At 70.4% G+C, this 25,130-nt stretch carries 25 protein-coding genes, 1 tRNA gene and 1 other RNA gene; 14 read left to right on the top strand and 13 right to left on the bottom strand.

Annotated elements, in window-relative coordinates:
• Window positions 1-22 precede the first annotated feature (22 nt).
• The gene (locus tag QN206_08005; GenBank protein ID MDR7614755.1) at window positions 23-1,207 is read right to left on the bottom strand and encodes a S8 family serine peptidase; all 1,185 of its coding nucleotides are present in this window, start codon (window positions 1,205-1,207) and stop codon (window positions 23-25) included.
• A gap of 260 nt (window positions 1,208-1,467) precedes the next feature.
• Here QN206_08005 and QN206_08000 point away from each other — a divergent pair, with 260 nt between their 5' ends.
• From QN206_08000 to QN206_07980, 5 genes are all read left to right on the top strand, one after another.
• Window positions 1,468-1,824, top strand: coding sequence for a hypothetical protein (locus QN206_08000; protein ID MDR7614754.1), 357 nt, complete (start codon window positions 1,468-1,470; stop codon window positions 1,822-1,824).
• Between the two features lie 1,023 nt (window positions 1,825-2,847).
• Window positions 2,848-3,294 (top strand): hypothetical protein, encoded by a 447-nt coding sequence (locus QN206_07995; protein MDR7614753.1) that lies wholly within the window; start codon window positions 2,848-2,850, stop codon window positions 3,292-3,294.
• A gap of 126 nt (window positions 3,295-3,420) precedes the next feature.
• The gene (locus QN206_07990; GenBank protein ID MDR7614752.1) at window positions 3,421-4,422 is read left to right on the top strand and encodes a peptidyl-prolyl cis-trans isomerase; all 1,002 of its coding nucleotides are present in this window, start codon (window positions 3,421-3,423) and stop codon (window positions 4,420-4,422) included.
• A 179-nt stretch (window positions 4,423-4,601) separates the two neighbouring features.
• On the top strand, window positions 4,602-5,786 hold the full coding sequence (locus QN206_07985) for a hypothetical protein (protein MDR7614751.1): 1,185 nt from the start codon (window positions 4,602-4,604) through the stop codon (window positions 5,784-5,786).
• A 7-nt stretch (window positions 5,787-5,793) separates the two neighbouring features.
• Window positions 5,794-6,270: a BsuPI-related putative proteinase inhibitor gene (locus QN206_07980; GenBank protein MDR7614750.1), complete on the top strand. Its 477-nt coding sequence runs from the start codon at window positions 5,794-5,796 to the stop codon at window positions 6,268-6,270.
• A gap of 6 nt (window positions 6,271-6,276) precedes the next feature.
• Here the strand turns inward: QN206_07980 and QN206_07975 are convergent, their stop codons facing one another.
• From QN206_07975 to QN206_07930, 10 genes are all read right to left on the bottom strand, one after another.
• On the bottom strand, window positions 6,277-6,888 hold the full coding sequence (locus QN206_07975) for a hypothetical protein (GenBank protein ID MDR7614749.1): 612 nt from the start codon (window positions 6,886-6,888) through the stop codon (window positions 6,277-6,279).
• 143 nt (window positions 6,889-7,031) lie between these two features.
• On the bottom strand, window positions 7,032-7,310 hold the full coding sequence (locus tag QN206_07970; GenBank protein MDR7614748.1) for a hypothetical protein: 279 nt from the start codon (window positions 7,308-7,310) through the stop codon (window positions 7,032-7,034).
• A 64-nt stretch (window positions 7,311-7,374) separates the two neighbouring features.
• Window positions 7,375-8,757 (bottom strand): S8 family peptidase, encoded by a 1,383-nt coding sequence (locus QN206_07965; GenBank protein ID MDR7614747.1) that lies wholly within the window; start codon window positions 8,755-8,757, stop codon window positions 7,375-7,377.
• A gap of 91 nt (window positions 8,758-8,848) precedes the next feature.
• Window positions 8,849-9,163 (bottom strand): hypothetical protein, encoded by a 315-nt coding sequence (locus QN206_07960; GenBank protein MDR7614746.1) that lies wholly within the window; start codon window positions 9,161-9,163, stop codon window positions 8,849-8,851.
• A gap of 508 nt (window positions 9,164-9,671) precedes the next feature.
• Window positions 9,672-10,274: a Uma2 family endonuclease gene (locus QN206_07955; GenBank protein ID MDR7614745.1), complete on the bottom strand. Its 603-nt coding sequence runs from the start codon at window positions 10,272-10,274 to the stop codon at window positions 9,672-9,674.
• 84 nt (window positions 10,275-10,358) lie between these two features.
• Window positions 10,359-11,147: a hypothetical protein gene (locus tag QN206_07950; protein ID MDR7614744.1), complete on the bottom strand. Its 789-nt coding sequence runs from the start codon at window positions 11,145-11,147 to the stop codon at window positions 10,359-10,361.
• Window positions 11,148-11,490: 343 nt separating this feature from the next.
• Window positions 11,491-11,619 (bottom strand): hypothetical protein, encoded by a 129-nt coding sequence (locus QN206_07945; GenBank protein MDR7614743.1) that lies wholly within the window; start codon window positions 11,617-11,619, stop codon window positions 11,491-11,493.
• A gap of 470 nt (window positions 11,620-12,089) precedes the next feature.
• Window positions 12,090-12,166 (bottom strand) — tRNA-Ile (locus tag QN206_07940).
• Between the two features lie 49 nt (window positions 12,167-12,215).
• Complete coding sequence (locus QN206_07935; protein MDR7614742.1) at window positions 12,216-13,994, bottom strand: ATP-binding protein; 1,779 nt, start codon at window positions 13,992-13,994, stop codon at window positions 12,216-12,218.
• Window positions 13,991-14,719: a response regulator transcription factor gene (locus QN206_07930; GenBank protein MDR7614741.1), complete on the bottom strand. Its 729-nt coding sequence runs from the start codon at window positions 14,717-14,719 to the stop codon at window positions 13,991-13,993. The genes QN206_07935 and QN206_07930 overlap by 4 nt, the downstream gene beginning before the upstream one ends.
• Before the next feature lie 159 nt (window positions 14,720-14,878).
• On the opposite strand from QN206_07930, the gene QN206_07925 reads away from it, so the two are divergent.
• From QN206_07925 to smpB, 5 genes are read left to right on the top strand one after another with little or no spacing between them, the layout of a single operon-like run.
• On the top strand, window positions 14,879-15,199 hold the full coding sequence (locus tag QN206_07925; GenBank protein MDR7614740.1) for a hypothetical protein: 321 nt from the start codon (window positions 14,879-14,881) through the stop codon (window positions 15,197-15,199).
• Between the two features lie 6 nt (window positions 15,200-15,205).
• Window positions 15,206-16,441 (top strand): molybdopterin molybdotransferase MoeA, encoded by a 1,236-nt coding sequence (locus QN206_07920; GenBank protein ID MDR7614739.1) that lies wholly within the window; start codon window positions 15,206-15,208, stop codon window positions 16,439-16,441.
• A 9-nt stretch (window positions 16,442-16,450) separates the two neighbouring features.
• Window positions 16,451-16,945, top strand: a complete 495-nt coding sequence (gene moaC / locus QN206_07915) for a cyclic pyranopterin monophosphate synthase MoaC (GenBank protein MDR7614738.1) — start codon at window positions 16,451-16,453, stop codon at window positions 16,943-16,945.
• Between the two features lie 2 nt (window positions 16,946-16,947).
• On the top strand, window positions 16,948-17,343 hold the full coding sequence (locus QN206_07910; protein MDR7614737.1) for a PaaI family thioesterase: 396 nt from the start codon (window positions 16,948-16,950) through the stop codon (window positions 17,341-17,343).
• Window positions 17,336-17,791 (top strand): SsrA-binding protein SmpB, encoded by a 456-nt coding sequence (smpB, locus tag QN206_07905; GenBank protein MDR7614736.1) that lies wholly within the window; start codon window positions 17,336-17,338, stop codon window positions 17,789-17,791. Before QN206_07910 ends, smpB begins: the two co-directional genes overlap by 8 nt.
• 3 nt (window positions 17,792-17,794) lie before the next feature.
• Here the strand turns inward: smpB and ppc are convergent, their stop codons facing one another.
• Complete coding sequence (ppc, locus tag QN206_07900; GenBank protein MDR7614735.1) at window positions 17,795-20,566, bottom strand: phosphoenolpyruvate carboxylase; 2,772 nt, start codon at window positions 20,564-20,566, stop codon at window positions 17,795-17,797.
• 89 nt (window positions 20,567-20,655) lie between these two features.
• Between ppc and ssrA the strand changes: the two genes are divergently transcribed.
• The 4 genes from ssrA to QN206_07880 all read left to right on the top strand — a co-directional run bounded on the left by ssrA (window position 20,656) and on the right by QN206_07880 (window position 23,910).
• Window positions 20,656-21,009: a transfer-messenger RNA gene (ssrA, locus tag QN206_07895) on the top strand.
• Window positions 21,010-21,086: 77 nt separating this feature from the next.
• The gene (locus QN206_07890; protein ID MDR7614734.1) at window positions 21,087-21,839 is read left to right on the top strand and encodes a (Fe-S)-binding protein; all 753 of its coding nucleotides are present in this window, start codon (window positions 21,087-21,089) and stop codon (window positions 21,837-21,839) included.
• Window positions 21,836-23,254: a LutB/LldF family L-lactate oxidation iron-sulfur protein gene (locus QN206_07885; protein MDR7614733.1), complete on the top strand. Its 1,419-nt coding sequence runs from the start codon at window positions 21,836-21,838 to the stop codon at window positions 23,252-23,254. The genes QN206_07890 and QN206_07885 overlap by 4 nt, the downstream gene beginning before the upstream one ends.
• Window positions 23,227-23,910 carry an LUD domain-containing protein gene (locus QN206_07880; GenBank protein MDR7614732.1) on the top strand — a complete coding sequence of 228 codons (684 nt, stop codon included), beginning with the start codon at window positions 23,227-23,229 and terminating at the stop codon, window positions 23,908-23,910. Before QN206_07885 ends, QN206_07880 begins: the two co-directional genes overlap by 28 nt.
• On the opposite strand, the gene amrB is transcribed toward QN206_07880, so the two are convergent.
• Entirely contained in the window at window positions 23,896-25,092 is a 1,197-nt protein-coding gene (amrB, locus tag QN206_07875; protein ID MDR7614731.1) for an AmmeMemoRadiSam system protein B, read from the bottom strand. The two genes, QN206_07880 and amrB, sit on opposite strands and share 15 nt — an antisense overlap.
• Between the last annotated feature and the right edge of the window lie 38 nt (window positions 25,093-25,130).

Below are 25,130 nucleotides of genomic sequence, written 5' to 3'. Positions count from 1 at the left end.
AACCCGCTCTCCTGCCGGCCGTCTACCTCGCCCCCACGGCCTCCTGCGCGTTCACCAAGCCCCACCCGAACCGGTCGTCCCGGCCCGCGGGCCCGAGGTCTATGGCCGTACTGCGCAGCCGCTGCCGGATCGCCTCCACCCCCGAAAAGCCCCGCCCCATCATTAGGGCCACCACCCCTGTGACGTGCGGGGCCGCCATGGAGGTGCCCTGAGCCCGGAAGTACCCGTGACCCTGGGCGAGGCTGGTGCTGGTGCTCCACACCAGGTCCCCGTCCGTTGCCCCGTCCAACCCGCACTCCGTTACCGAGCTCCCTCCGGGCGCCACCACCTCCAGCTCCGGACCCTCCGCGGAGTAGTAGGTGGCATCGTTCCGGCAGTTCACCGCTCCCACCGCGATCACCTCCGGGAACCGGGCGGGGTACTGGATGGGCGCGGGATACCCGTTTCCGGCCGCGGCCACCATCACCACCCCCCTCTGGTACGCGTACCGGACCGCGGCCGCCAGGAACTCGCTGAAGTACGGGGTGCCGAAGCTCATGTTGATCACCCGGGCTCCCCGGTCCGCCGCGTAGACGATGGCCGCCACGATATCCGAGATGAAGCCGCCGTCCTCGGGGCACGGCCCGAAGGCCCGCAGGGGCATGATCCTCGCCCCGCCCGGCCCCCAGTTCACCCCCGCCACTCCCAGGCCGTTGTCCGTGAGGGCCGTGATGATTCCCGTCACGTGTACCCCGTGGCTGAACTCCTCCGGGTGGATCCGGCACCCCGGCCAGGTGGGATCCGTATCCCCATCCACGAAGTCCCACCCCGGCACCGTGACCCCCCGGAGGTCCGGATGGTCCGTGATCCCGTCGTCGATGACCGCCACCACCACCCCGCCCGAACCCACCGTGCACTCCCACGCCTGGGGGAGGCGGATCTGAGGGTAGTTCCACTGGTTCCGGTACAGAGGATCGTTGGGCTCTCTCTGGAGGAAGGCGAGGGCATCGGGCTCCGCGTACTCCACGAGTCCCGAGGTCCGGTAGGCCGCCAGGGCCGCTTCCGTCTGCCCTCCGGGAACCCGCACCACCCGCATCCGCAGCGGCGCCACCTCCCGGATCACCTCCCCGCCCACCCGAGCCAGGAGCACCTGACGCTCCGATGTCGGGGCGTCCGCTCGGAAGCGCACCAGGATCCGGTCCACGGCCCGCGCGGGCCACGCCCTCATCCCTCCCCCCGGCTCCTTCCCCTCCGTCCCTCCCCGACCAGCCGGTGCCTGGGAGAGGACCGAGGAGAGGGGAAGGCAGGCGGACCCCGAAGACCCCGGAGGACCTCCCCCGAAGAGCCCGCACCCGGTCGCCACGAGAGTGAAGGCGAGGAGGACGGAAACGCAGTATCGGTTCACGCTCCTTCTCCGCAGAGGGCATTCTGCTCCATTATAGGGAGCCGCCCTTGCCCCCGAAGACCCGCCCCGGGTAGGATAGGCCCGTGGCGTGGGAGCAGGTGACGACCATCGTGATCACCGTGGTCCTCGCGGTGCTCGCGGGGATCGTGTACAACAACCGCCGGTTCGACGACGTCAACCGCCGGTTCGATGACGTCAATCGCCGGTTCGACGATGTCCACCGCCGCCTCGACGACCTGCGGGCCGACCTGAACGCCCGCCTGGCCCACGTGGACACACGGTTCGGCCAGATGGAGTCCCGGATCGCCCAGGTGGAGGCGCGGCTCACCCAGGTGGAGTCCCGGATCACCCAGGTGGAGGCGCGGCTTGGGGAGGTTCGCGAAGACCTCCGGGAGCTCCGCGGCCTCCTCCAGGACGCCCTCCGCACCCGCACCTCCTAGCCCCCTCACGACACAGAACGTGCTCCACCCTCCGCCCGGGCGTTCCCGGGTCTTGCGGAGCCCTTACGAATCGTGCAAAAATTAGCATCGGTTCCTGGGGTGGGGGATTGAACCTTCGGGCCCCGGGGACCGACAGAAAGGACGGAAATCTGAGTACCCCGCAAGACCCTGCCCGGGAAAGGGGGGATACAAGGGAGAACGGGCGGCGGGGTGGAGCGCCCGCCCGGGAGGAAACGAGGAGGACTCCCGAGTGGGGGTGTGGTCTATGAAGCAGCCTGCGGGGCTACCCGCGGGTGAAAACCCAGTTCGAAAGGAGGGAATGCGATGGTGCGATTTCGTGCGTTGAGGGGCGCGGCCCTGGCGGTGGTCGCGATCCTCGTGGCCGCGGCCTGCGGTACTTCGCCCACGGCCCCGCCTCAGCAGCCGCCCCAGCAACCACCGGCGGCCCCGGTCCAGCCCGCCTTCGCGGTCCAGAGCACGACGCCTGCGAACAATACGACGGAGGTGCCGTTGGCTGGTGGGACCCGGGTGGTTCCTGGGGTAGGTCCGGTGACGGGGATTGTGGTGGAGTTCAACGCGCCGGTGAACAATCAGCCTGGGAGTGGAGGGAACCCGTGCGTGGCTGGGATTGTGATTGCTCCGGCGCCGGTTGCGGGTCCCACGGGCTGCACGGTGATTGGGAACTTTGCGTTCTGGACGGGTTTGGTGCTGCGTGGGACGACCACGTACACGGTGACGATTCCGGCGCAGGTATCTAGCCAGGATGGTCGGAGTCTGGGGAGCAACTTCATGTTCACCTTCACGACGCGGACGGGGCAGTTGACGAACGCGACACTGGCTCTGATTCCGGGTGTGAACGGCTGGGCGTCCGCCCCGGGCAACGCCGGGGTGGCGGTGTTCAGCGGTGGTACAGCAGCCGGCGGCGTGTGGACCGGGGACTGCGAGGGTGGCGCGCTAGCGGGTACGCCGTGCACTGCGCCCGTCCTCGGTGGGGCCAACCCGCCTGCCCGGATCCGGGGCTTTGTGGCGTTTGCGATTCCGGGTCAGATGCTGGCTCCGGTGGCGGCGGTGCAGAACGCGACGCTGACGGTGTCGCTGCTCACCCGGGCATGGCAGGTTACGGATCCCTTCAACGCTGTGATGGGTGGGCCGCTTGGCGTGGTGCGGGTGGACTACCTGAACAACGGAGCGCTGGACCAGGGGGACTACGCGATGGGTCCTGTGGGCCAGTGGCTTGTGGTGTTCAACAGCAACAACTTCCTTGCTCCCGCGTCCGTGGACGTGACGGGGATGGTGCAGACCGCTGTGGGCGCTCCGCCCGTGACGGTCCCCGGTCAGACCCCGTACCTGGGCCTGCGGTTCGAGTGGGGAGTGACGAACCCCGCTGGTCAGGAGAACACGGACGGCGACGGTGGGGACGACATGCTGCAGGTGGGCGGCTTCACGCTGCAGGTGACGTTCTGGCACTAGTCCTGCGGCTGTGACGGGGTGGTCCGGGCGGACCGGCCGGTCTGCCCGGACCTTCCCTATGGAGATCTTTAGGAGCGTGTCGATGAAATTTCGGAACTTGCGAGTGCGGATCGGTGGTCTAGGGGCATGGACCGGGCCCTGCTCAGTGTGACTGCCCTAGGGTGGGTGGTGGCGGCCGGGGTGGCGGTTGGGGCCTGGAAGTTCCGGCCTCACTGTCCTGCCCCTCAGGCGGAGGCCACCCCGCCCGTCCGGGTGGTGGCCCGGGTGGACGGGGAGGAGGTCAGGTGGGAAGACCTGGAGTTCGAGGTCCTCGCGAGGCAGGCCGCCGCCGGGGTCCTGTACGAGGGGCCTGCAGGCGAAAGGCAGCTCGACGAGCTCCGGAAGGCGGTCCTCGACGCCCTCGTGGACCGGCTCCTGCTGGTGAAGGAAGCCACCCGCCGCGGGTACCGGGCCACCGAGGAGGAGGTGCGGACCGAACGCGACCGGCTGCTCGGCCGGGTGCCCCAGCGGACCGAGCTCGCGAGGAGGCTTGCGGCCGGCCGGTACGGAGAGCAGCTGGTCCGGTTCGCCCGTTGGTCCGTGCTGGGCAACAAGCTCCTGGAAGACCTGCGGGCGAAGGTGAAGGTGACGGCCGAGCAGGTGGAGGCCTACTACCGGGAGAACCGGGACCGTCTGTTCCGCCAGCCCCCTTCGGTGGTGGCCGAGGAGGTGGTGCTGCCCACCCGGGAGAGGGCGGAGGCGGCCCGGAGGGAACTCCTGCGGGGCAGGTCCACAGAAGAGGTGGCGAAGGAGTTCGGCACCGAGCCACGCAGGACCCTGCTGGTGCAGGGGGCCACGGACCCGGAACGGACCCGGGCCGCCTGGGGGCTACCGCAGGGCGGGGTGAGCGAGGTGGTGAAGACCATCGAGGGGGGCTACGCGGTCCTCAAGGTGTTGAGCCGGCAGCCCGAGCGCACCACCCCCCTGGAGGAGGCGAGGCCGACAATCGAGCGTATCCTGCGGACGGCCGAACAGAACCGGCTGCTCGCAGAGCTCGTTACCGACCTGCGGTCAAGGGCAAAGGTGGAGCGGTACTGGCCCCCGGCGGAGAGCCCGACGCCCGCGGTCTCACCCTCGCCGGGCAGGTGACACGGGGCAAGGCACAGCCTGAGGGTGAAGGGAGGTGGAAGCGAGACTGGATTGCCGGAAGGCTCCCACGCAGCCCTGGCACTTCGGGGACGCCGGGAAACCGTGAAGACCGGCGATCCGGTGCCCGGGCGCTGACACCGCAGTACGGAAACAAGGCAGTACAGAGAGGAGGTGGAAGAGTGCGAGACGTGTTGAGGTTCACCGCGTTGTTGGCCGTGGCTGCGCTCGTGGCGGCCTGCGGTACCTCCCAGTACTCCGGGGTGGTCCCGCCGCCTCCGGGAGGCGAGCCGCCTGCGGCGCAGCCTCCGGGTAGCCAGCCGCCGTCTGCGCAGCCTCCGGGTAGCCAGCCGCCATCTGCGCAGCCTCCGGGAGGCCAGCCGCCTGCGGCGTCAGGGGATGCGAACGCGTGGGCGGCCGCCATGAAGCCCGACTTCTGGCAGCTCGGCCCCGGAGTCGGGATCGGGACCACGGGTGACAACCGGGTGGTCGTGGTGGTCCCCGACGAAGCCAAGGCCCAGCAGGTCCGGCAGTTGGCGGCCTCCAAGGGAGTGCCCGCTTCGGGTCTCGTCGTGTACGTGGGGCAGTTCCGGAGGGACAACCTGCAGGGCGTGGTCCGGCCGGTGGTGGCGGGCGTGCAGATCGCTTTCCCCCTGCCGAACCCCACCAGCAACTGCACCATCGGCGCCCTGGCCCGGCGCCTGGACACCGGGCAGGAGGGGTTCCTGACCGCCTCCCACTGCTCCACCACCACGTTCGGACCTGACGGAACACAGTACGGGCAGCCCGACGCCGCGAACCTGGTCGCCGCGGAGGCGAACGACCCCCTACTCGCTGCCTGCCCGGCTGGCTACCCAGCGGGTTCGCAGTGCCGGCGCAGTGATGTCCTTTTCGCCACGTGGGACGCGGGATTCACCAACTTCTCCCGGGGCAGGATCGCCTACCAGGGCGGCGTCCTGAACAACCCGCTGGCCCCTATCGTCGGTAACTCCACGGTGGTCGGCCGCGCGATGAGCCCCGCGGACATCCCGCCGGGCTCCTACCTGTGGAAGGTGGGACGCACGACGGGGACCACGTTGGTCGGCGTGGTGATGTCGAACAACTTCGACTGGCAGTTTGCGCCGAACCAGTTCCAGATCGCGCAGATCCTGACGTACAAGCTCCCGGGCAACCTCGGCACGGCACCGGGCGACAGCGGGAGCGGCCTGTACATCGTCTCGCCCAGCCAGACGTCCGTGAGGCTGGTCGCGATCCACTCCGCGAGTCTAGAAGCAAGCTCTGCCCACACCCTGGGTATCCACTCGCCCATCTACGGGTTCGAGCAGGACCTCGGTGTGCCGGTTGGGACGTTCCTCCTCACCCCGTAGCGGGGTGGTGTCGGGGGGGCTGCGGCCAGCGGCCGCAGCCCCCCTCCTCGTTACAGGCCTCCTGGCCGGAGTGGTCGCCTTTCCGGGTGCGGGGCAGGCCGCCGGGAGGTGCGACCCGGCGCTGTCCCTGAGGGCACCGAGTTCGGCCAGCGCCGGGCAGACCGTCCGGCTCGCCCTCGTGGCCCGCAACCGGTTTGTGCGTCCCTGCGTCCTGCACCTCGGGGGCCGTCCTCCCCACGACTTCGTGGTGGTCCGCAGGGGCAGGACCGTCTGGACGTGGAGGCACGGACGGGCGGTCCGGGACGTCCTGGACCTCAGGACACTGGCGCCGGGGGAAGCGGTGGAGTTCGCCGGCGAGTGGGACCAGAAGGACCTCGAAGGGAACCCGGTGCCTCCCGGGACGTACTTCGTCTACGGCGTCCTGTACCTCGAGCCCCCGGAGTTCCGGAGGACCCGGCCCGCCCGCCTGGTGGTCAGGCCCTGAACGGCCTCACCGGGCAGGCCGGTAGTCCGCCGGCAGCCGGAACAGGCTCGGGGGCTGGGGGCCGGTCCGGATGTCCAGCAGGTCGACCCTGGCTCCTTCATACGTCACGAGCCGGACCGGGACTCCCAGCTGACGGTCCACCCACCTGAAGCCGACGAACTTCCTGCCTCCCGCCTGCAGCTGCACCTCCCAGCGGTCCGCCACGCGTCCGTTGACGCGCTCGGTGCCCGTCCTCCGGCACGTGACTCCTGTGGCGGGAATCCCCGCGCACGGGTTTCCGCCGGGCCTGGGGAGGAAGTCCGCCAGGGGTCCGGCCCCCTTCGTCTCCGCGTACCGCCTCTGGTCGGGGAAGAGGATCCACCTCCTGTCCCGGCGGACGTCGTAGATGTACACAGGTCCCGGAGCAGCCAGCTCGAACCGGAGAGCCGCATCTCCCACGAACAGCCTTCCCGTGCGTTTGCTGCCGCCCCGCCCGGGGGGTGGGGTCTGGACCAAGGTGGCGGAGAACTGCTGGCTGTACCACGGCGCGGCGGACGCATCCGGGACCTGCCCCGCGATGAGGCCGAGCGCCGCCGCACCGACCAGAAGGCGAAACACAAAAGCCCTGCGCAACCGCATTCCTCACGCTCCTATGACGGAGTGTACACCCCTATCACGGAGTGTACACCACCCGGAGGATCACCGGGGCCATCGCCACGGTGTCAGACCCCTGGTGTCAGACCCCTGCCTCACTTGCACCTGGGTGGTGGACACGGTGGGGTCTACGGGGTCCTGGTCCGCAGGGCGTCCTGGAGCAGGGTCCGGATTTCCCGCAGGTCTTCGCGCAGCTCCGCGAGCCGGGCGTCCACCTGGGCGAAGCGGGCGTTCATGTCGGACCGGAGGTCGTCGATCCGGCGGTGGACGTCGTCGAAGCGCGCGTTGACATCGTCGAACCGGCGGTTCACGTCGTCGAAGCGGCGGTTGTTGTACAGGATCCCGGCGAGTACTGCCAGGACCACGGTCACCACGATGGTGGCCACCTGCTCCCACGCCACGGGCATATGCTACCCCGCCTGGTCTTCCCGGACAAGAGTGGGGTCTGACCCCTGGGGTCAGACCCCGGGATCACTTCCACCTCGGCGTCGGGGTCGGAGAAGGGGTCGGCGTCGGGGTGGGAGTCGGAGAAGGCGTAGGCGTGGGGCTCGGGGTGGGTGAGGGCGTCCACCGGGGCTTGGGAGTTGGGGGAGGGGTCGGCGTGGGGGAGGGTGTCGGTGTGGGCGATGGGGACGGGGTGGGGCTCGCCCCCGTGCACTCCACCGCCTTTCGCGCGTTGATCCTCCCCCGCGCGAAGGGGTTCCCCGTTACCGGGTCGGTGAAGGACTCGATGCAGTTCCGGACCGCGGAATTCGAACCCTGCCGGGTCCACACCAGGGCCGCGAGCCCCGCCACGTGCGGGGTCGCCATGGAAGTCCCGCTGTAGGAGGTGTACCCTCCCGGCACCGTGCTGAGGACCCCGACCCCCGGAGCTCCCACGTCCACCCAGCTCCCGTAGTTGCTGAAGCTGGCCTGGGTGTCGAGTTGGGTGGTGGCTCCGACCGCGATGCAGTTGGTGTAGTACGCGGGGTAACTGGGGCTCGTGGTCCCGCTGTTGCCCGCGGCGCAGGCCAGCACGACGCCCCGGTTCCAGGCGTAGTCCACCGCGCTCTGCAGGGTCGAGCTGGGGAAGGGCCCCCCGAGGCTCATGTTGATCACCTTCGCCCCGTTGTCCGCGGCCCACACGATGCCGCTCGCCACCCAGGAGTAGTAGCCGCTCCCGTCGTCGCCCAGGACCTTGCCGTTCATGAGCCGCGCGTTCCAGTCCATCCCCGCGACTCCCGTGGCGTTGTTGGTGACCGCGGCGGCGATCCCGGCCACGTGGGTCCCGTGGCCGTCCACGTCCTCCACCGTGGGGGAGGTGGTGAAGTTCCGTGCCGTCACCACCTTTCCGGCGAGGTCCGGGTGGCCGGAACTGATCCCGGTGTCGAGGATCGCGATGCGTACCGAGGAACTTCCCGTGGTGAGGTCCCAGGCCGCTGGCGCTTCCACCTTCTGCGGGCCCCACTGCTGGCCGAACATGGGGTCGTTGGGAACCACCAGGGCCTGGACCACCCCGTCCGGCTCCGCGAACTCCGTGGCGGGGTCGGAGGTGTAGACCCCGATGGCGCCCGCCACGGTGTTGGCCGGCACCTGGACCACCAGGACCCCGATCTGGGGGATGGTGTCCACCACGCGCCCCCCCACCCGGCGGTGGAGGGCTTCCATCTTGTCGGGCGGGGTGCCGGGCCGGAACCGCACCAGAACCCTGTCCGGCGCGTGGGGCCCCGCCTGCTGGAGGGTGACCTGGGGTTGGGAGGGGAGGCCGGGTGGCTGGGGGACGGGCCCCTGCCCCTGCGTGATGCCGCACGCGGCCACGAGGAGCAACGCCGCGGTCGCGAGAAAAATCGGCCTGCGCATCCAGAACCGGCTCACGGTCCGCCTCCCGATCCCGGACTCAGACTCGTCTGCGCTTCCTATCCCCGACTAGCAAGTTCCGTGCCGCTCCCCCGCTGGGTCAGACCCCTCAACGGCCCGCGGGCTTGTAGTCCCTGGGCACCTGGAACAGGGACGCCGGCTGGGACCCAACCCGGATCCCCACTACCTCGAACGTGGCCCCCTCGTAGGTTACGTACCGGAGCCAGACTCCCAGCTCCCGGTCCACCCAGCGCCTTACCACGAGCTTCCTGCCGCCCGCCTCGAACACCACCTCCCACCGGTCCGCGACCCGGCCGCCGATCCGCTCGGAGCCCGTCCTGCGGCACGTGACGTTCTTGGCCGCGGGTCCTCCCGGGCAGGGGTTCCCTCCGGGCTTCGGCAACAGGTCTGCGACCCACCCCACCGCGCCGCGGACCTCCCGCGTCCGGTCCGGGAAGGCTGCACCGTCCCTGCACACGGAGCCCTGGGCCGCCGGGAGGAGATCCACGGAGATCGGAGCGGGCGATGGAGAGGGCGATGCGGACGGGCTGGAGGTCGGGGAGGCCGGAGGTGCCCCGGGCGCCGCGGCAGCCCCGCACCCCGCGAGCAGCGCCAGGGCCGCAAGCGATCCGGCGGCGGCTCCACGGAAGGCTTCCAGGAAGCGGACGGCCACGTTCAGGTCCTGTCCCCGGCGTCGGGCGCGTCCGGCTGCCCGGACTTCTTCCTGGACCGCTTCTTCGAAGGCTTGTCCGTGGACGGCTTTGGCGGCGGGACGTACGCGATCAGGGTGTTCTCCAGCTCCTTTCCTTCCAGAATTCGACCCACTCCTTCGGGACGCCCGATTCCTCGTACTCGTTCTCCGACTCGTCCCGCACCGCCGGTCACCTCCCTGCCCCGTCTCCTGCAACACCTCTTAATTAGGATAGCAGGGGTCAGACCCCTGAACGGCCAAAAGGCCCAGCTGGGCGAGGAGACGGGAAGGTGCGATCAGGGCAGGAGATCCGCGACGCGATCTGTACCTCCGGCCGCAGGAGCGGGGCCACCGAGTCCTCCTCCCGCAGGATCAGCTGTTCCCGGTACTCCCCTTCCTCCGGCCGTCGGTAGACCTCCAGGGATCGGTGCTCGAGGTTCAGGATCCAGTACTCGGGGATGCGGGCCGCCGCATACACCCGGCCTTTTCGTTCCCGGTCGAACCGCCAAGTGGTGTCGGCCACCTCCACCACGAGGACGGTGTCCTTGCCCGTGGGGTGGTGGTCTCGGTAGTCACGGGGTCCCCCTCTCACCACTGCCACGTCCGGCTCGGGCTCGGAGTCGGGAGCAAGGGCCAGCGGGCCCTGCACCCGTACATCGAAGCCCTGACGGAAGGCCTCCCGCAAGGCGTCCTCCACGAGCCGTACTGCGGCCATGTGGGGTGCGTTCTGCGGGCTCATCTCCACGATCTCCCCTTCCACGAGCTGCACCCGCTCGTCCTCCCCTAGCACGCCGAGGGCAACGAGGCGCTCATACTCCTCCAGGGTCCACTTCCTCAGCCGCATGCCCGTCGGCCTCCCCTACCGGACCTTCATCGCCCAACCCAAAGGCGGTAGATCTCCCGCTTCTTCCGCACGACTTCCCCGGAGTCAGATCCCTCGACGGTCCGCGGGCGGGCTGACCGTACCGTCTAGCACCTGCCACACCGCGGAGACGGCCCGTTGCGTCCTGCGGTCCCTGCCCAATCCCTTGCCCGCCACCGCCGCCAGGGTGCGCCGCTGAAGCGCGCGTTCGACCACGGAGGCCCGGCGGATTGCGCGCTCCACGTCCTCGGCTCCGATCTGCCAGGAGACCTCTGCCACCAGGTAGACCTCTTCCCCGTCCCTCCGCCCCTCCACCACCACGTCGGCTTCCAGGGCGTCTATGCGCTCGTCCGGGGTGATCCGGCCGGCCTCCACCGCCTCGTCCAGCAGCAGTCCGAGCCGCTGGGCGTCCAGGACCCGGATCCTCTGGAGGATCCGTCCGAAGTAGGCGGGGGCGCGGTCGCGGTAGGTCCGTTCGAGGCTCTCCCCCTTGAGATCGCCCACGTCCCGCACCAGGGCGCGGACGGTCTCCGTCAGCGCTGCCACCTGTCTCTCGGTTTGCACCTGGGCCGCGCTCAAGGCCTCCAGCTGCTGCTCGGTTCGGGCCTGGGCTTCCGCGAGGCGGACGACGGCCTGGTCGAGGCGGGTGACGGCTTCCTCCAGCCGCCCCAGCCGCTCCTCGGTTCTGGTCTGGGCTTCCGCGAGGCGGCGCACCTCCTCCGTGAGCTCCCGCATCGCTCTGGGGAGCTGGAGGATCTCGTCGGTGAGCAGCACCCGGCGCAGCTGGTCCCGCCACTCCGGGCGCTCCTGCAGCAGCCTCAGGAGGTCTTGGAAGTCCTTCACCGTGAACGGCATCTCACCGCCATTGTAACGCGCCGTACCGGTGGGGTGAGGATGTGCCACTCCCGCGAGGTCGGATCAGGCGCCGGGGAAGACGGGTGTACCGGTAGCCCGGGGTTACCCAGGCTACCGGTACACCCGTTGCTGGCCCGCTACCGCGTCGGCCCTTCCGGCCGGCCAGGGCTCCCGGGCCCCCTGTCGGGGCCTCCCGGACCGCCCGGTTTGGGTCTACCCCGCTTTCGTGGAGAGGGTAACGCTAGTAGGTTCCAGATCCGCTGACCACCTCCTCTCGAACTCCTCCGGCGACAGGTACCCTAGCGCCGAGTGCCGCTCATGAGCGGTTGTAGAAGCCCTCCACCTACGCGAACAGCACAGAGCGAGCCTCGTCGCGGGTGCGGAAACGGCACCGGCTGAGGACCTCCCGGTTCAACGTGGCGAAGAACGCCTCGCACAGAGCGACCTCGTAGGCGTCTCCCTTGCGGCCCATGGAACGCAGGATCCCAGCTCGCTCCAGCCGGGCCCCAAAGCGCAGGCTCGTGTACTGCGAGCCTCGGTTGGAGTGGTGCACCAGGCCCGGTGCGGGCTTCCGCCTCCACAGCGGTCAAGCTACGGCATCCACCACCAGCTCCGCTCGGGCATCTGGGCGCATCGCCCATCCCACGACCCTCCGACTCCACACGTCCAGAACCACGCTCACTTTACAGCACCCCTTCCTGCGTGGGTACGTATACCAGGTCTGCCACCCACAGTCGGTTGGGGCCTTCTGGAAGTGGCGCGGTATGCGGAGGACCTGTGGGTGCTGTTGATGGAAGGGAGCGTCCCGGAACGGAGGGCGTTCATCCAGTCCTTCGTGCGGGAGGTCGTGGTGGAGGGGAAGGAGGCGGTTCTGCGTTACACGGTGCCCCTGCCTCCTGTGGGGCCAGAGGAGCGGACAAGGGTTCTGGATACCGTTGCCTGTGGTGGGCCGTGGTGGACTCGAACCACCGACCTCAGTCTTATCAGGACTGCGCTCTGACCACCTGAGCTAACGGCCCCGCACCTCGATTCTAGGAACCGCTTTCTGGCGGTGTCAACGCGGGCCCTTCACCGGTGTTCGGATGTCGGTTCAGAGGCGATCCCCTCCCGTGCGGAGGGGAGGGAGAAACAGAAGGTGCTGCCCTCCCCCGGACGGCTGGTGGCCCAGATCCGGCCCCCCTGCATCTCCACCAGGTGCTTGGCGATGGCGAGCCCGAGTCCGGACCCGCCCTCCCCCCGGGTCCGGGAACGGTCCGCCCGGTAGAACCGCTCGAAGATGTGCGGGAGGTCGTCCGGGGGGATCCCCCGGCCCGTGTCCTGCACGGAGACCACCGCCTCCCCCCCCTCCCGCCGCGCCTGCACGCGGATCTCGCCGCCCTCGGGGGTGAACTTGAGCGCGTTGTCCACCAGGTTCGTAAGGACCTGCTCCACCCGGTCGGAGTCCGCCACCACGAGGAGGGGACCCTCCCCCGCGTAGCTCAGCCGGATGCCCGCTTCCTCCGCGCGGGGGAGAATCCGTTCCACCACACTCCGGCAGATCCCGTCCAGGTCCACGGGCCGCAGCTCAAACGTGACCCCTTTGGTTTCGAGCCGGGAGAGATCCAGCAGATCGTCCACTAGCTTCATGAGTCGGTTTGCCTCCAGCTCGATGATCTCCAGGAATTTCCGGGCATGCTTCTCGTCGTGTAGAGCCCCGGCCAGAAGGGTCTCCGCGAATCCCTTGATGGAGGTGAGGGGCGTGCGGAGCTCGTGGCTCACGTTGGCGATGAGCTCCCGGCGCATGCGTTCCGTGCGCCGCAGCTCCGTAACGTCCCGTACCACCGCCACCGCTCCCTCAAACCGCCCTGTCCCGCTCCGGATGGGACTGGTACTGACCTCCGCCACCCGGCTCCCCTCCCCGGCAAGCACCAGCTCCTCGCTGAGGACCTTGCCCCCCGCGGCCTCCCGGAGCAGGTTGGCCAGAGGGGAACCGCCGAGGACTTCCTCCACGGGGCGACCCAGGGCCTCCGGCCGCAGTCCCAGCAGCTCCTCCGCGGCCCGGTTGTACAGCTGCACCTCTCCGGTGGGGCCGATGGCCACCACCCCGTCCTGGATGGCCGCCAGGACCGCCTCCAGGCGATTGCGCTCCGCACGGATGTCCTCCATGGTCTGCTGGAGCCGTCGTCCCAGCCGGTTGAAAGCCAGCCCCAGTCGTCCCACCTCGTCCCGGTCGGTGGCGGGCACGGTGTGGGTGTACTCTCCCCGGCTCAGAGCCTCCGCGGCCCGCTCCAACTCCTTGAGCGGTCGGGTGACGCCCCGGGCGATCCGGAACCCGAAGAAGGCGCTCACGAAGAGGGCCAGCGCGCCCGCGGTGGCAAAGGCCCACCAGATGGGCAGGAGCTGCCGGTCCACCCACCGCCTGGGCGCGGTGACGTGTACCACTCCCAGCACGCGGCCTCGCTCCACCACGGGGTAGGCGGCGAAGAGACGGACCTCCCCCGTGGAGGGGTCCCACCGCTGGCCGGAGACGGGCTCCCCCCGCCGCAGGGCCTCCAGGACCTCCCGCGGGGGAGGGGGTTGCGCGGGGCCGAGGTGGGGCTTGCGGCCGTGGGGGTCCCGGATCCCGATGTACACGCCCCGCCGCCAGGTGAACCGTTGGGCCCGCTCCTCAAGTCGCTGGAAGTCCGCGCCCGCGCGGAAGTGCGGCCGGATGCCCTCCGCCACGAGCCGCGCCTGCACCTGGAGGGCGTAGGTGTAGCTCTCCGTGTACCGGCGCTCCACGGCCCGGACCACGTAGGTCCCCGCGCTGAGGAGGGCCACCGTGACCACCCCGAGGTAGCTCAGCAGGAGACGGCCCCGCAGGCTCATCGGGGGCTTTTCCGGGTCCGGCGCAGGCCGCCCTCCGGCGGCCTGAACTTGTACCCCACCCCCCGCACGGTGACGATGTAGGTGGGGGAGGCGGGATCGTCCTCGATCTTGTCCCGCAGACGGCTGATGTGCATGTCCACGGTGCGGCTGCTCCCGAAGTAGTCGTAGCCCCAGATGTGCTCCAGGAGCGCGTCCCGGCTGAATACCCGGTTGGGGTGGGCCATCATGAGGCGCAGCAGCTCGAACTCCTTCGTGGTGAGCTCCACGGGCCGTCCGCGGAGAGTAACCTCCCGGGTGTTGGGGTCCAGTACCAGGTCCCCCGCGGTGAGGGGCGGGGAGGGATGGGGAAGGCTGGGATCCGGGCGGGTACGCCGGAGGATGGCCCGTACCCGGGCCACCAGCTCCCGGGGGCTGAAGGGTTTGGTGACGTAATCGTCCGCTCCGGACTCCAGCCCCACCACCCGGTCCATCTCCGCGTCCTTCGCGGTGAGGACCAGGATGGGGACCGTGCTCTCCCGGCGCAGGATGCGGCAGACCTCCAGCCCGTCCACGTAGGGCAGCATGAGGTCCAGGATGAGCAGATCCGGAGATTCCGCGCGGGCGAGCCGCAGGGCCTCCTGGCCGTCGTACGCCACCCGAACCTCGAACCCTTCCTGCTCGAGGTTGTACCGGACGAGCTCCACGATGTGGGGCTCGTCGTCCACCACGAGGATCCTGTGGCCCATCCGCCTCACCAAGGACACGGGTTCGTCACGCCCGTGTCACGAGGCCCCACGCCCAGCATAGCACGGGCTGGAGGCGGCCGCGGGCAGGGTGGGTGGGCGGACCGAGGGGACACGTAGTAGGCTTGTAAGGGACCCTTCTGACCGAGCCGAGGAGGTGGTATGGGACTCAAGGCCCTGCTGGGCGTGTTGGTTGCGGCCATGGTCTTTGCCCAGATCCTCCCCTCCTGCGAGGAGCAGGGGAAGGTGGTGCTGGGCTGGGTGGACGACAAGTACGAGGAACCGCCGCACTACGTCATCGTGGTGGACCGCAAGCCGTACTCGGTGCCGTACTCCTTCTTCGTCACCGTGCAGGTGGGGGACAAGGTGCGCTACGATCCGCAGCGGCGGGCCTGGCAGATCGTGCGGCGGGCGGGGGAACCGTCGGATATCGTGCCCATCACCCTCCTCTCCCCGTCCCCCTCTCCCACGCCTCCCCGCTGAGGTCCCATGCGGGCATTCACGCGGCTTGCCAGCGTGGAGGAGGCCCTGGAGCGGTTTCTCCAGGCCGCGGCTCCTCAGCCCCGGGGGAGGGAAGTGGTGCCCCTGGAGCGGTCCCTGGATCGGGTGGTGGCCGAGGATCTCCTGGCGACCCAGGACCTCCCCCCTTTTGATCGGTCCACGGTGGACGGGTTCGCGGTCCGGGCCCAGGACGTGAGGGAGGCTCGGGAGGATCGTCCGGCCCGCTTGCGGGTGGTGGGGGAGATCCGCATGGGCGAGGTGGTTACCTTCCGCATCGGACCCGGCGAGGCCGCCCGGATCCCCACGGGAGGGATGCTGCCTGGAGGGGCGGACGCGGTGGTGATGCAGGAGCACTGCCGCCTGGTCGGAGACCAGGTCGAGGTCCCGCGTCCCGTGGCTTCCGGGGAGAACGTGATCCGGCAGGGCCAGGACATCCGCCGGGGCGAGGTGGCCGTCCCCGCGGGCACCCGCTTGCGGCCCCAGGAGCTCGGGCTCCTCGCGGGCCTGGGGATCGTGGACGTCCCCGTGTGGCTGGTGCCCCGGGTGGCGATCTTCAGCACGGGGGACGAGGTGGTGTCCCCGGATCAGCTGCCGCGGCCGGGACAGGTGCGGGACATGAACACCCACGCTTTGAGCGGGCTCGTGGCCCGGTTGGGCGGAGTCCCCCTTCCCGGGAGGATCCTCCCCGACGACGAGGAGGCGGTGACGACCGGGCTCCGGGAGGCCCTGCGCACGAGCGAGGTGGTGCTCGTCTCCGGGGGGAGCTCCGTGGGGGCCCGGGATGTGCTGGCCGCGGTGATCCCGCGGCTGGGAGAGCCCGGGATTGTGGTGCACGGGGTGGCCATCAAGCCCGGAAAGCCCACCCTCCTGGCGGTGTGCCATGGCCGGGCGGTGGTGGGACTGCCGGGTCATCCGGTTTCCGCTCAAGTGGTCTTCGAGGTGTTCGTGCGTCCCCTGCTGGAGGCCATGCTGGGACTGCGGGCGGATCTCCGGGGCCCGCGGGAGGTGCCCGCCCGCCTGCAGAAGACCCTCCAGGCGCCCCGGGAGCGGGACGAGTTCGTGCGGGTGGCGGTGCGGTGGGAAGGGGAAGGGTTACGGGCCGAGCCCATCCTGGGGCTGTCGGGCATGATCACCACCATGACCCGGGCGGACGGGTATGTGCGGGTTCCGCGCGGGGTCACGCTCCCCGAGGGGAGCACGGTGCGGGTGCGGCTCTTTGGCTAGGAGGTGGAGATGGGAGATCTGACCCACCTGGACGCCGCGGGCCGGCCCCGGATGGTGGATGTGGCGCACAAGCCCGAGACCTTGCGGGAGGCCACTGCCCGGGGCGAGATCCGCATGCGGCGGGAGACCCTGCGCCGGATCCAGGAGGGAACCGTGGCGAAGGGCGATGTGCTGGCGGTGGCGCAGCTCGCGGGGATCCAGGCCGCAAAGCGCACCTGGGAACTGATCCCCCTCTGCCACCTGATCCCCCTCGCGGGCTTGGAGATCTCCTTCCGGCTCGATGAGGCACGGTCGTGCGTGGAGATCCGGGCCACCGCCCGGGCGGTGGCCCGCACCGGGGTCGAGATGGAGGCGCTGGTGGCCGTGATGGGAGCGGCGCTCGCCATCTACGACATGTGCAAGGCCCTGGATCGGGAGATGGTCATCACGGACGTGTGGCTGGAACGCAAGACGGGCGGGCGGTCCGGGACCTTCGAGCGCGGGCACAGGACCGGGGAGGAGTAGGGATGCGCGCGGACCGCTGCTTCGTGTGCGGCCCCCACAATCCTGTGGGGCTGCGGCTGCGCTTCGTGGAGCAGGAGGGCATACTCACCGGGGAGTTCCGGCCCACGGACCTGCACGTGGGCTACGAGGGCATCGTGCACGGCGGCATCCTGGCCGCAGTGCTGGACGACGTCATGGCCAATCTCCTGTACCGGCGCGGGCAATACGCCCTCACCGCCCGCATGGAGCTGCGCTTCCACGCGCCCGCCCGTCCTGGGGAGGTGCTGCACGTGCGGGGCTGGCTGGAGGAGGAGGGTTCCCGGGCGGTGGTGGCCCGGGGGGAGATCCTCCGGGACGGGGAGCGGGTGTGCTCCGCCCGGGCCATTTTCGTGCGTCCGCGGGGCCAAGGCCGTGCCTGAACGGACGGTGGTCACCAACCGGCGGGCCCGGCACGAGTACCACATTGAGGAGACGTACGAGGCGGGGCTCGTGCTCACGGGGAGCGAGGTGAAGGCCCTGCGGGCGGGCCGGGCCTCCCTGCAGGACGCCTACGCCCGGTTTCAGGGCGGAGAGGCGTGGCTGGTGAACATGCACATCAGTCCCTACGAGAAGGCCGGTCCCTTTGGCCACGACCCCGTCCGTCCCCGGAAGCTCCTGCTGCACCGGTCCGAACTGCGGCGCCTCGTGGGCAAGGTGCAGCAGCGCGGCTACACTCTCATCCCCCTCCGGGTGTACTTCAACGAGCGGGGGTTTGCGAAGGTGGAGCTGGGTCTCGCGCGAGGGAAGAGGCTGGTGGACCGTCGGGCGGAGATCGCCCGGCGGGAGGCGGAGCGGGAGATCGCCCGGGCCCTCCGGGGCCGGCGGTAGAGGCTATCCCGTGGTCTGGATGCCCGCCGCGATGCCGTTGATGGCGTGGAGCACGATCCACCGCCACCGTTCCGCCCGCTCGATGTCCCCGCTTTCCAGGGCCCGGCGCAGGCTCCTGAGCAGGTGCGCCTGGATGTAGTGCATGGGGTCCACGTAGGGGTTCCGCAGGGCCACCAGGCGTTGCAGGGTGGGCGCATTGTCCAGGAGCCGGCGCTGCCCCGTGATCCGGAGCACGGCCTCCACGGAGCGCTCGTACTCCGTCCGGATGCGGCCGAAGATCTCCTGCGCCAGCCGCCGGTCCGTGACGTTCTCCGCGTAGAGACGCGCGATGCGCAGGTCCGCGGTCCCCAGGCTGATCTGCGCGTTGTCCAGCACGCTCCGGAAGAAGGGCCAATCCCGGTACATCTCCTGGAGCTCTGCGAGGTGGGCGGGGCTGCGGTCCGCGAATCCCGCGAGGGCGCTTCCGAGCCCGTACCATCCCGGGAGGTTGGTGCGGGTCTGGGTCCAGCTGAAGACCCAGGGGATGGCCCGGAGGTCCTCGATGCGCCGCACCTCCCGGCGACTGACGGGGCGAGAGGCCATGTTGAGCCGGCCGATCTCCTCGATGGGCGTGGCTTCAAAGAAGTACCGCGAAAACCCCGGGGTCTCGTACACCAAGGACCGGTAGGCGCGCAATGCTGCCTCCGCCAGCTCCTCCATCACCGCCTCCCAGCGCTCCAACCGCCCGGGGTCCGCGGCCTCAGGACTCCACCCGTGCGCCCGGAGCAGGGCGTGCAGGAGCTGCTCCAGATGGCGGCGGGCGATGAGGGGGTTCGCGTACCGGGCGAAGAGGACCTCCCCCTGCTCCGTGAGCTTCAGCCTGCCGTTGAGCGCCTCCGGTGGCATGGCCAGGATGGCCCGCTCCGCGGGCCCTCCCCCTCGGCCGATGGCCCCGCCCCGCCCGTGGAAGAGCCGCACCTCGCACCCGTGTCGGCGGCACACCTCGGGGATCACCTTCTGGGCCCGGTAGAGGGCCCACTCCGCTGCCAGATACCCTCCGTCCTTGTTGCTGTCCGAGTATCCCAGCATGATCTCCTGGAGATCTCCCCGGGCGTGCAGGTGCGCCCGGTAGCACGGCAGGCGCAGCAGCGCTTCCAGGATCTCCCCGCACGCCCGCAGCTCTGCGATCCGCTCGAAGAGGGGCACGATGTCCAGTCGGCTCGTGGCGCGGCCCGCGGAGTCGTACCGCACGAGCCCCGCCTCCCGCGCCAGAAACAGGACCTCGAGGACGTCGCTGGGGCCCGACGTGAGGCTGATGATGTACGTGCCGCAGGCTTCTGGCCCGTATCGGGCCTGCCATTCCGGAAGCCTCCGGAACACCTCCCAGGTGCTCCGCTCGGGTTCCGCGGAGATCTCCCGGTGCGGCGTGGCGAGGGACGGGCCGGAGAGCAGCTGCACGAGCAGCGCCACCTTCTCCCCCTCCGCCAGTCCCTCGTAATCCTCCGTCACCCCCACCCGCCGCAGGAGGTGGGCCACGAGCCGCCCGTGCACCCCGCTTTCCTGCCGTATGTCGAGCTTTGCCAGGTGGAACCCGAAGGTCTGGACCCGCACGAGGAAATCCAGCAACCGGGCGCGTGCGATGCGGACCCCTCCGTGGGCCTCGAGGCTGCGCTGCACGCACTGGAGATCTTCCAGCAGTTCCTCCGGCCCGGAGTAGGCGAGGGGGCTTTGGGGATCTTCCAGGGTGTGCCGCAGGCGTTCCACCACACAGCTGAGCTTCTGTCGGTAGGGCTCGTGCGGATACCGTCGGACGACCTCCTCGAGCTCCGGGAACCGCGCCAGGTCCGCCGCCAAAGACGCCCGCAGGGCTCCGGAGATCTCCGCGCGACGGGTGGAGGAGGTGAGCTCGTCCCGGAGGGCCTCCGCCTCCTCCAGGTACCGGCGCAGCACAAGAACGCGGTGCAGCTCCAGCGTGCGGGCCGTGGTCTGGGCGTCCACGTAGGGGTTTCCGTCCCGATCCCCCCCCATCCAGGACCCGAACCGGACCACGGGCCAGGGCGGAGGGCCGGGAACCCCGTGGGCCTCCAGGGCTTCCGCGAGGTCCCGGTACAGGATGGGCACCGCGCGGTAGACGCTTTGCGCGAAGTAGTACAGCCCCGTCTGAACCTCCTCGAGGGGTTGAGGACGGAGGGTGCGGACCTCGTCCGTCTGCCACAGGGCCGTGGTCTCCGCGCGGAGGGCCTCAAGGACCCGTCCGCGGTCCGTGGGGGGGAGGTCGGAGTTGTCCAGCTGGGCGATGTACTCCCCGATGTGCTGGAGGTGTCGGAGCACCGCGCGGCGGCGCACCTCCGTGGGGTGGGCGGTGAACACGGGATACAGCTCCAGGCGCCCCACCGCTTCCCGGATGCGCTCCGGGGGGATCCCCCGACCCGCGAGCTCCGCCACCGCAGCCCGCAGGGACTCCTGACGGGGGGCCGGGTAGGCTTCCCGCTCCTGCTCCCGGAGCCTCCGGAGGCGGTGGTTCTGCTCTGCGAGGTTGATGAGGTGGAAGTACACGGTAAACGCCCGCACCACCTGGAAGGCGCTTTCCGGATCCAGGCTCTCCACGGTGGCCCGGAGAAGACGGTCCCCCTCCTCGGAGTATTCCGTCCGCAGCCGGATGGCCAGCTGCCGGATGCCCTCTACGAGCTCGAGCAGGGACGGCCCCCCCTGCTCGGTGAGGACCTGCCCGAGGACCGTCCCGAGCAGCCGGACATCGTCCCGCAGGCGATCGATGGGGGTCCGCTCCTGGGTCATCCCTGGATCGCGGGTTCGCCGCGCGCTCTCCCCATGGTACAATGACACCTGAGGGAAGCGCAGAAGGTCCTGCCGCGGTTTCCCTCCCTGGGGGCGAATGGGCTCGACGGGGTGGGAAGAAGCAGGGCTGCGAGCCGAGGTCCCAGGGTCCTCGTAAAAAAACCTGGAAGACGCAATACGCGTCACGCAACCTGCTCTCGCCGCCGCGGCCTAATCCCCGCGGCCGTCCCCCCGGCAGGGCCGACGGGCCGGGACGGGGCGTCATGAGTCGGCTGCGTCGCGCCGCTCCGCCCCCGGTGGCGTGACTAAGACCGGTGGGGCTGGTGCCCGGGGGATCCCGCCTGCGGGAGCCTCCGGGTGCGAGAGGAAAACGCAGGCTACGCTCGTAGACGCTCTGCCCTCACTCACCTCGGACGCGGGTTCGATTCCCGCCGCCTCCACCACTTCCGGGGTACTTTCCGGTCCTCCCCCGGAGGAAACGGGACGGACTTCGGATACGCTCCGACTTGGGCAGGATCCGATGGGTCAGACCTGGCAAGTGGAAAACCCCGCCCGGGTGGCGCTGTTCGTGACGTGCCTGGTGGACCAGTTCTTCCCGGAGGTGGGGGAAGCCACGGTGGCGGTCCTGGAGCGGGTGGGGGTGGAGGTGGCGTTCCCGGAGGCCCAGACCTGCTGCGGGCAGGTGCTCCTCAACGACGGGTTCCGGGAAGAGGCCGCGGCGCTCGCCCGGCGGTTCGTGGAGATCTTCGCGCCCTACGAGGCCGTGGTGGCTCCGAGCGGAAGCTGCGTGGCGGTGGTCCGGGAGTTCTACCCGCAACTCTTGCGGGGGACGGCCCTGGAAGGGCAGGCACGACAGGTGGCCCGCCGCACCTATGAGCTCAGCGAGTTCCTGGTGCGGGTGCTCGGCGTGACCCGGCTCGGAGCGCGGCTGCGGGGCCGCGTGACCTACCATCCCTCCTGTCACCTGCTGCGGGGGCTCGGGGCGGCGGCGTGTGCGGAGCAGCTCGTCCGGAACGTGGAGGGGTTGGAGTTCGTGCCCCTCCGGGAGCCGGGAGCCTGCTGCGGGTTCGGCGGGGTCTTCTCCGTGAAGTTCGGGGCGCTATCCGAAGCGATCCTCCTGGACAAGCTGGCGGACCTGGAGGCCACGGGGGCACAGGCGGTGGTCAGCACGGACGTGGGGTGCCTCATGCATCTCCGGGGCGTCCTGCAGCGACGCAAGAGCCCCATCCGCACCCTGCACCTCGCGGAGCTCCTGAACGCGAGGGAGCCGTGAGCTCCCCCATCCGGTTCTCCGAGCAGAGCGTGCGGGCCCTGCAGGATCCGCGGCTCCGGGAGGCCCTGCGCCGGGCCACGGAGGACCTCCGGGAGAAGTGGACCCGGGCCACCGCGGAGCTGCCGCACTTCGACGCCCTCCGGGACTGGGCCAAGCGGATCAAGGCGCACGCCCTCCTCCACCTGGACCACTACCTGGAGCGGTTGGAGGCGAAGGTGCGGGAGCGGGGCGGGATGGTGCACTGGGCCCGGGACGCGGAGGAGGCCTGCCGGGTGGTGGTGGAGATCTGCCGGAGGGCGGGCGCCCGCACCGCGGTCAAGAGCAAGTCCATGCTCACGGAGGAGATCGGGCTCAACCGGGCCTTGCTGCGGGCCGGGATCCGGGTGGTGGAGACGGATCTGGGAGAGTTCGTGGTGCAGCTGGACGGGGACCGGCCCTCCCACCTCATCGCGCCCATCATCCACAAGCGGCGGGAGGAGGTGGCGGCCCTGTTCAGCCGGCACCTGGGGACGCCGCCGGACGCGCCCGTGGAGGTCCTCACCCGGGCCGCCCGGGTCCACCTGCGCCAGGCCTTCCTCACCGCAGACGTCGGGATTACGGGCGCCAACTTCCTCGTGGCCGAGACGGGGAGCGTGGTGCTGGTGGAGAACGAGGGGAACGCGCGCCTGGTGACCTCCCTTCCCCGGGTGCACATCGCGATGGCGGGCGTCGAGAAGGTGATCCCGCGCCTGCGGGACCTCGCGGTGTTCCTGCCGGTGCTGGTGCGCAGCGCCACGGGCCAGAAGCTCAGCAGCTACGTCTCCGTGCTTACCGGCCCACGGCGGCCCGGAGACCGGGGCGGTCCGGAGGAGTTCCACCTGGTGCTGGTGGACAACCGCCGTACCGCCATCCTCGCGGATCCGGACCTGCGGGAGGCCCTGCAGTGCCTGCGGTGCGGGGCGTGTCTCAACGCCTGCCCCGTGTACGAGCGGGTGGGGGGACACACCTACGGCTGGGTGTACGGAGGGCCCATCGGCGCCGTGCTCACGCCAAAGCTCCTGGGGCTTGGACGGGCCACGGAGCTCCCCTACGCCTCGACCCTGTGCGGGGCATGCCGGGAGGTGTGCCCGGTGCGGATTGACATCCCCCGGATGCTGGTGCACCTGCGGGCGCAGGCGGCCGCCTCGGGCGGTGCGCGACCGGTGGAGCGCCTGGGCATGCGGCTGTTGGGCTGGATTTTGCGCTCTCCCGCGCGGTACCGGTTCAGCGGCCGGCTTGCGCGGATCGCGCAGCAGCTGGTGTGGGGAGATCGGCCCATCCGAGCCCTCCCGGGCCCGCTTTGGGCCTGGACGCGGATGCGCGACTTCCCGCGCCTTGCCCCGCAGACCTTCCGGGAGCGATGGAGGAGATGGCGGACGCCCGGTCGGAGATCCTGAGCCGCATCCGGAGGGCCCTGCGCGGGGTCCAGGCCCTTCCCCTCCCGCCCGAAGGCCCCGTGCCCGAGGCCGCGCCGTACCGGGCGGATCTTCAGAAAGACCTCGTGGGGCGGTTCGTACAGGAGGCAGCAAGACTTGGCGTACGGGTTCACCGGAGCTGTGAGGGCGAGCTCGTACGGACCGTATCGGAGATCCTGCGGGCCGAAGGCGCAAGGCAGGTAGGGGTGGCGGAGGGCGTGTGGAGGCTCGTCGGACCCCTATGCGCAGCGGGGTTTGAGGTGGGAGGGGTGGAGGTGGCCCGCGAAGCGGATGCGGGCCTCACGGGCGCCGACTGGGGAATCGCGGAGACCGGAAGCCTCGTGCTCCTCGTGGGCCCGGCGCAGGACCGCCTTCTCTCCCTCCTTCCGCCCGTACACATCGCCTTGCTCCCCGAAGACCGCATCGTGGCCGACCTGGATGCCCTCTTTGAGCGCTTGGCACCGTGCGATCTGCCCGCTGCCCTGACCTTCATCACCGGGCCCAGCCGCACCGCGGACATCGAGCAGACCCTTACGCCCGGGGTGCACGGCCCCGGGGTGGTGCACGTGGTGCTGGTCGGACCGGCGGAGCGCCGGACCGCTTTCCCGCCGGACGGCGGCCTCCTACATGAGGGCTAGACTCGCGAAGGAGACGATGCCGCCCGCGGGGTCCGGGGCCTGCCCGTACCTCAGGAGTTTTCCGCGCACGGGCTCCAGCACCCGCAGGGCGGTGTACACCGCGGAGAGGGCATCGATCCGCTGGCGGTTCCCGTCCGCCATCCCCTCCCGCCAGAATCCCTCCGGATCTCCCCGTACCACGGCCCCGAGGACCGCGTGGTCCCGCAGGGCGGTGCGGGAGGCGAGGCGGGCATCTGGAGGGTCGGGATCGCCGAACCGGGGCCCCACGTGGCTCAGGTCCACCCCCACCACCACGGCCACGTCCTCCCGGGGGCGGACCAGGCCCCGCAGGGCCTGCACGACCCGCTCGATCTCCGGAACCTCCCGGGGAGAGCCGGAGCCGCACCACCGCTCGAACCCGGAGCAGAGGATGGGAACGATGACGAACGGCCGATCCTCCAGGGCCGCTTGGAGGAAGAGCACCTGGAACTCCAGGGAGTGTTCGTTTCGGTGCACGACCTCGTGCTCCGTGAGGTCCCCGGCCTGAGCCCGCAGCGCACGCGCGAGGTCGGTGTCCACGGGGACGGTTCCAAGCGGCGTCTGGAACGGCTTCTCCGTGAGCACGAACGGCACGGGAGGCCCCGCGTGGGCCACTCCGAGCAGGAGGAAGGTGCGGGCGGAGCTTCGGCGGAGGGCCGCGTACGCCCATCCGTAGCACCACCCGCCCCGGGCGAAGTCGATGTGCGGGGCCACCACGCCCCTCGGCCGGAGCCCGTCCAGTTCCGCGGAATCCACCGCGTCCAGGTGCCGACGCAGCAACGCCCGCAGGGCCTGGGGGTCCGCGGGATACGAGCGGCCCGCGAGGTACGCAGCCCGCACCTCCGACCGGCGGTAGGCCTCCCGTTGTTCCCGCTTCCGGGCCTCGAAGGACTCCGTGAGCAATAGGCCCGCTCGGTCCAGCTCCGCCACGATCCGCTCCAGATCCGTGCGGAACAGGATCTCCCCCCCGGACCGGCGCGCGTACTCCGTCTGGACGTCCACCACGTCCCGGTCGCCGTCCAGCAACGACGCCACCAGGGCCACCGCGGGCGGGAGGAGCAGGGTGTCCTCCACGATCCCTTCCGGATCGCGCACCCCGATCATCTCCCGGCCGTGGAGGCGTACGGGGAAGAACTCCAGGGGTCTCAGCTTCGGGAGCGGCACGGATCTCCCTCCGGTGCCCCATTGTACAGACGCGCCAG

Source organism: Armatimonadota bacterium (assembly GCA_031460175.1).
GTDB classification, from domain to species: domain Bacteria; phylum Sysuimicrobiota; class Sysuimicrobiia; order Sysuimicrobiales; family Sysuimicrobiaceae; genus Sysuimicrobium; species Sysuimicrobium tengchongense.
This window is presented reverse-complemented; position numbering and strand designations above follow the sequence as displayed.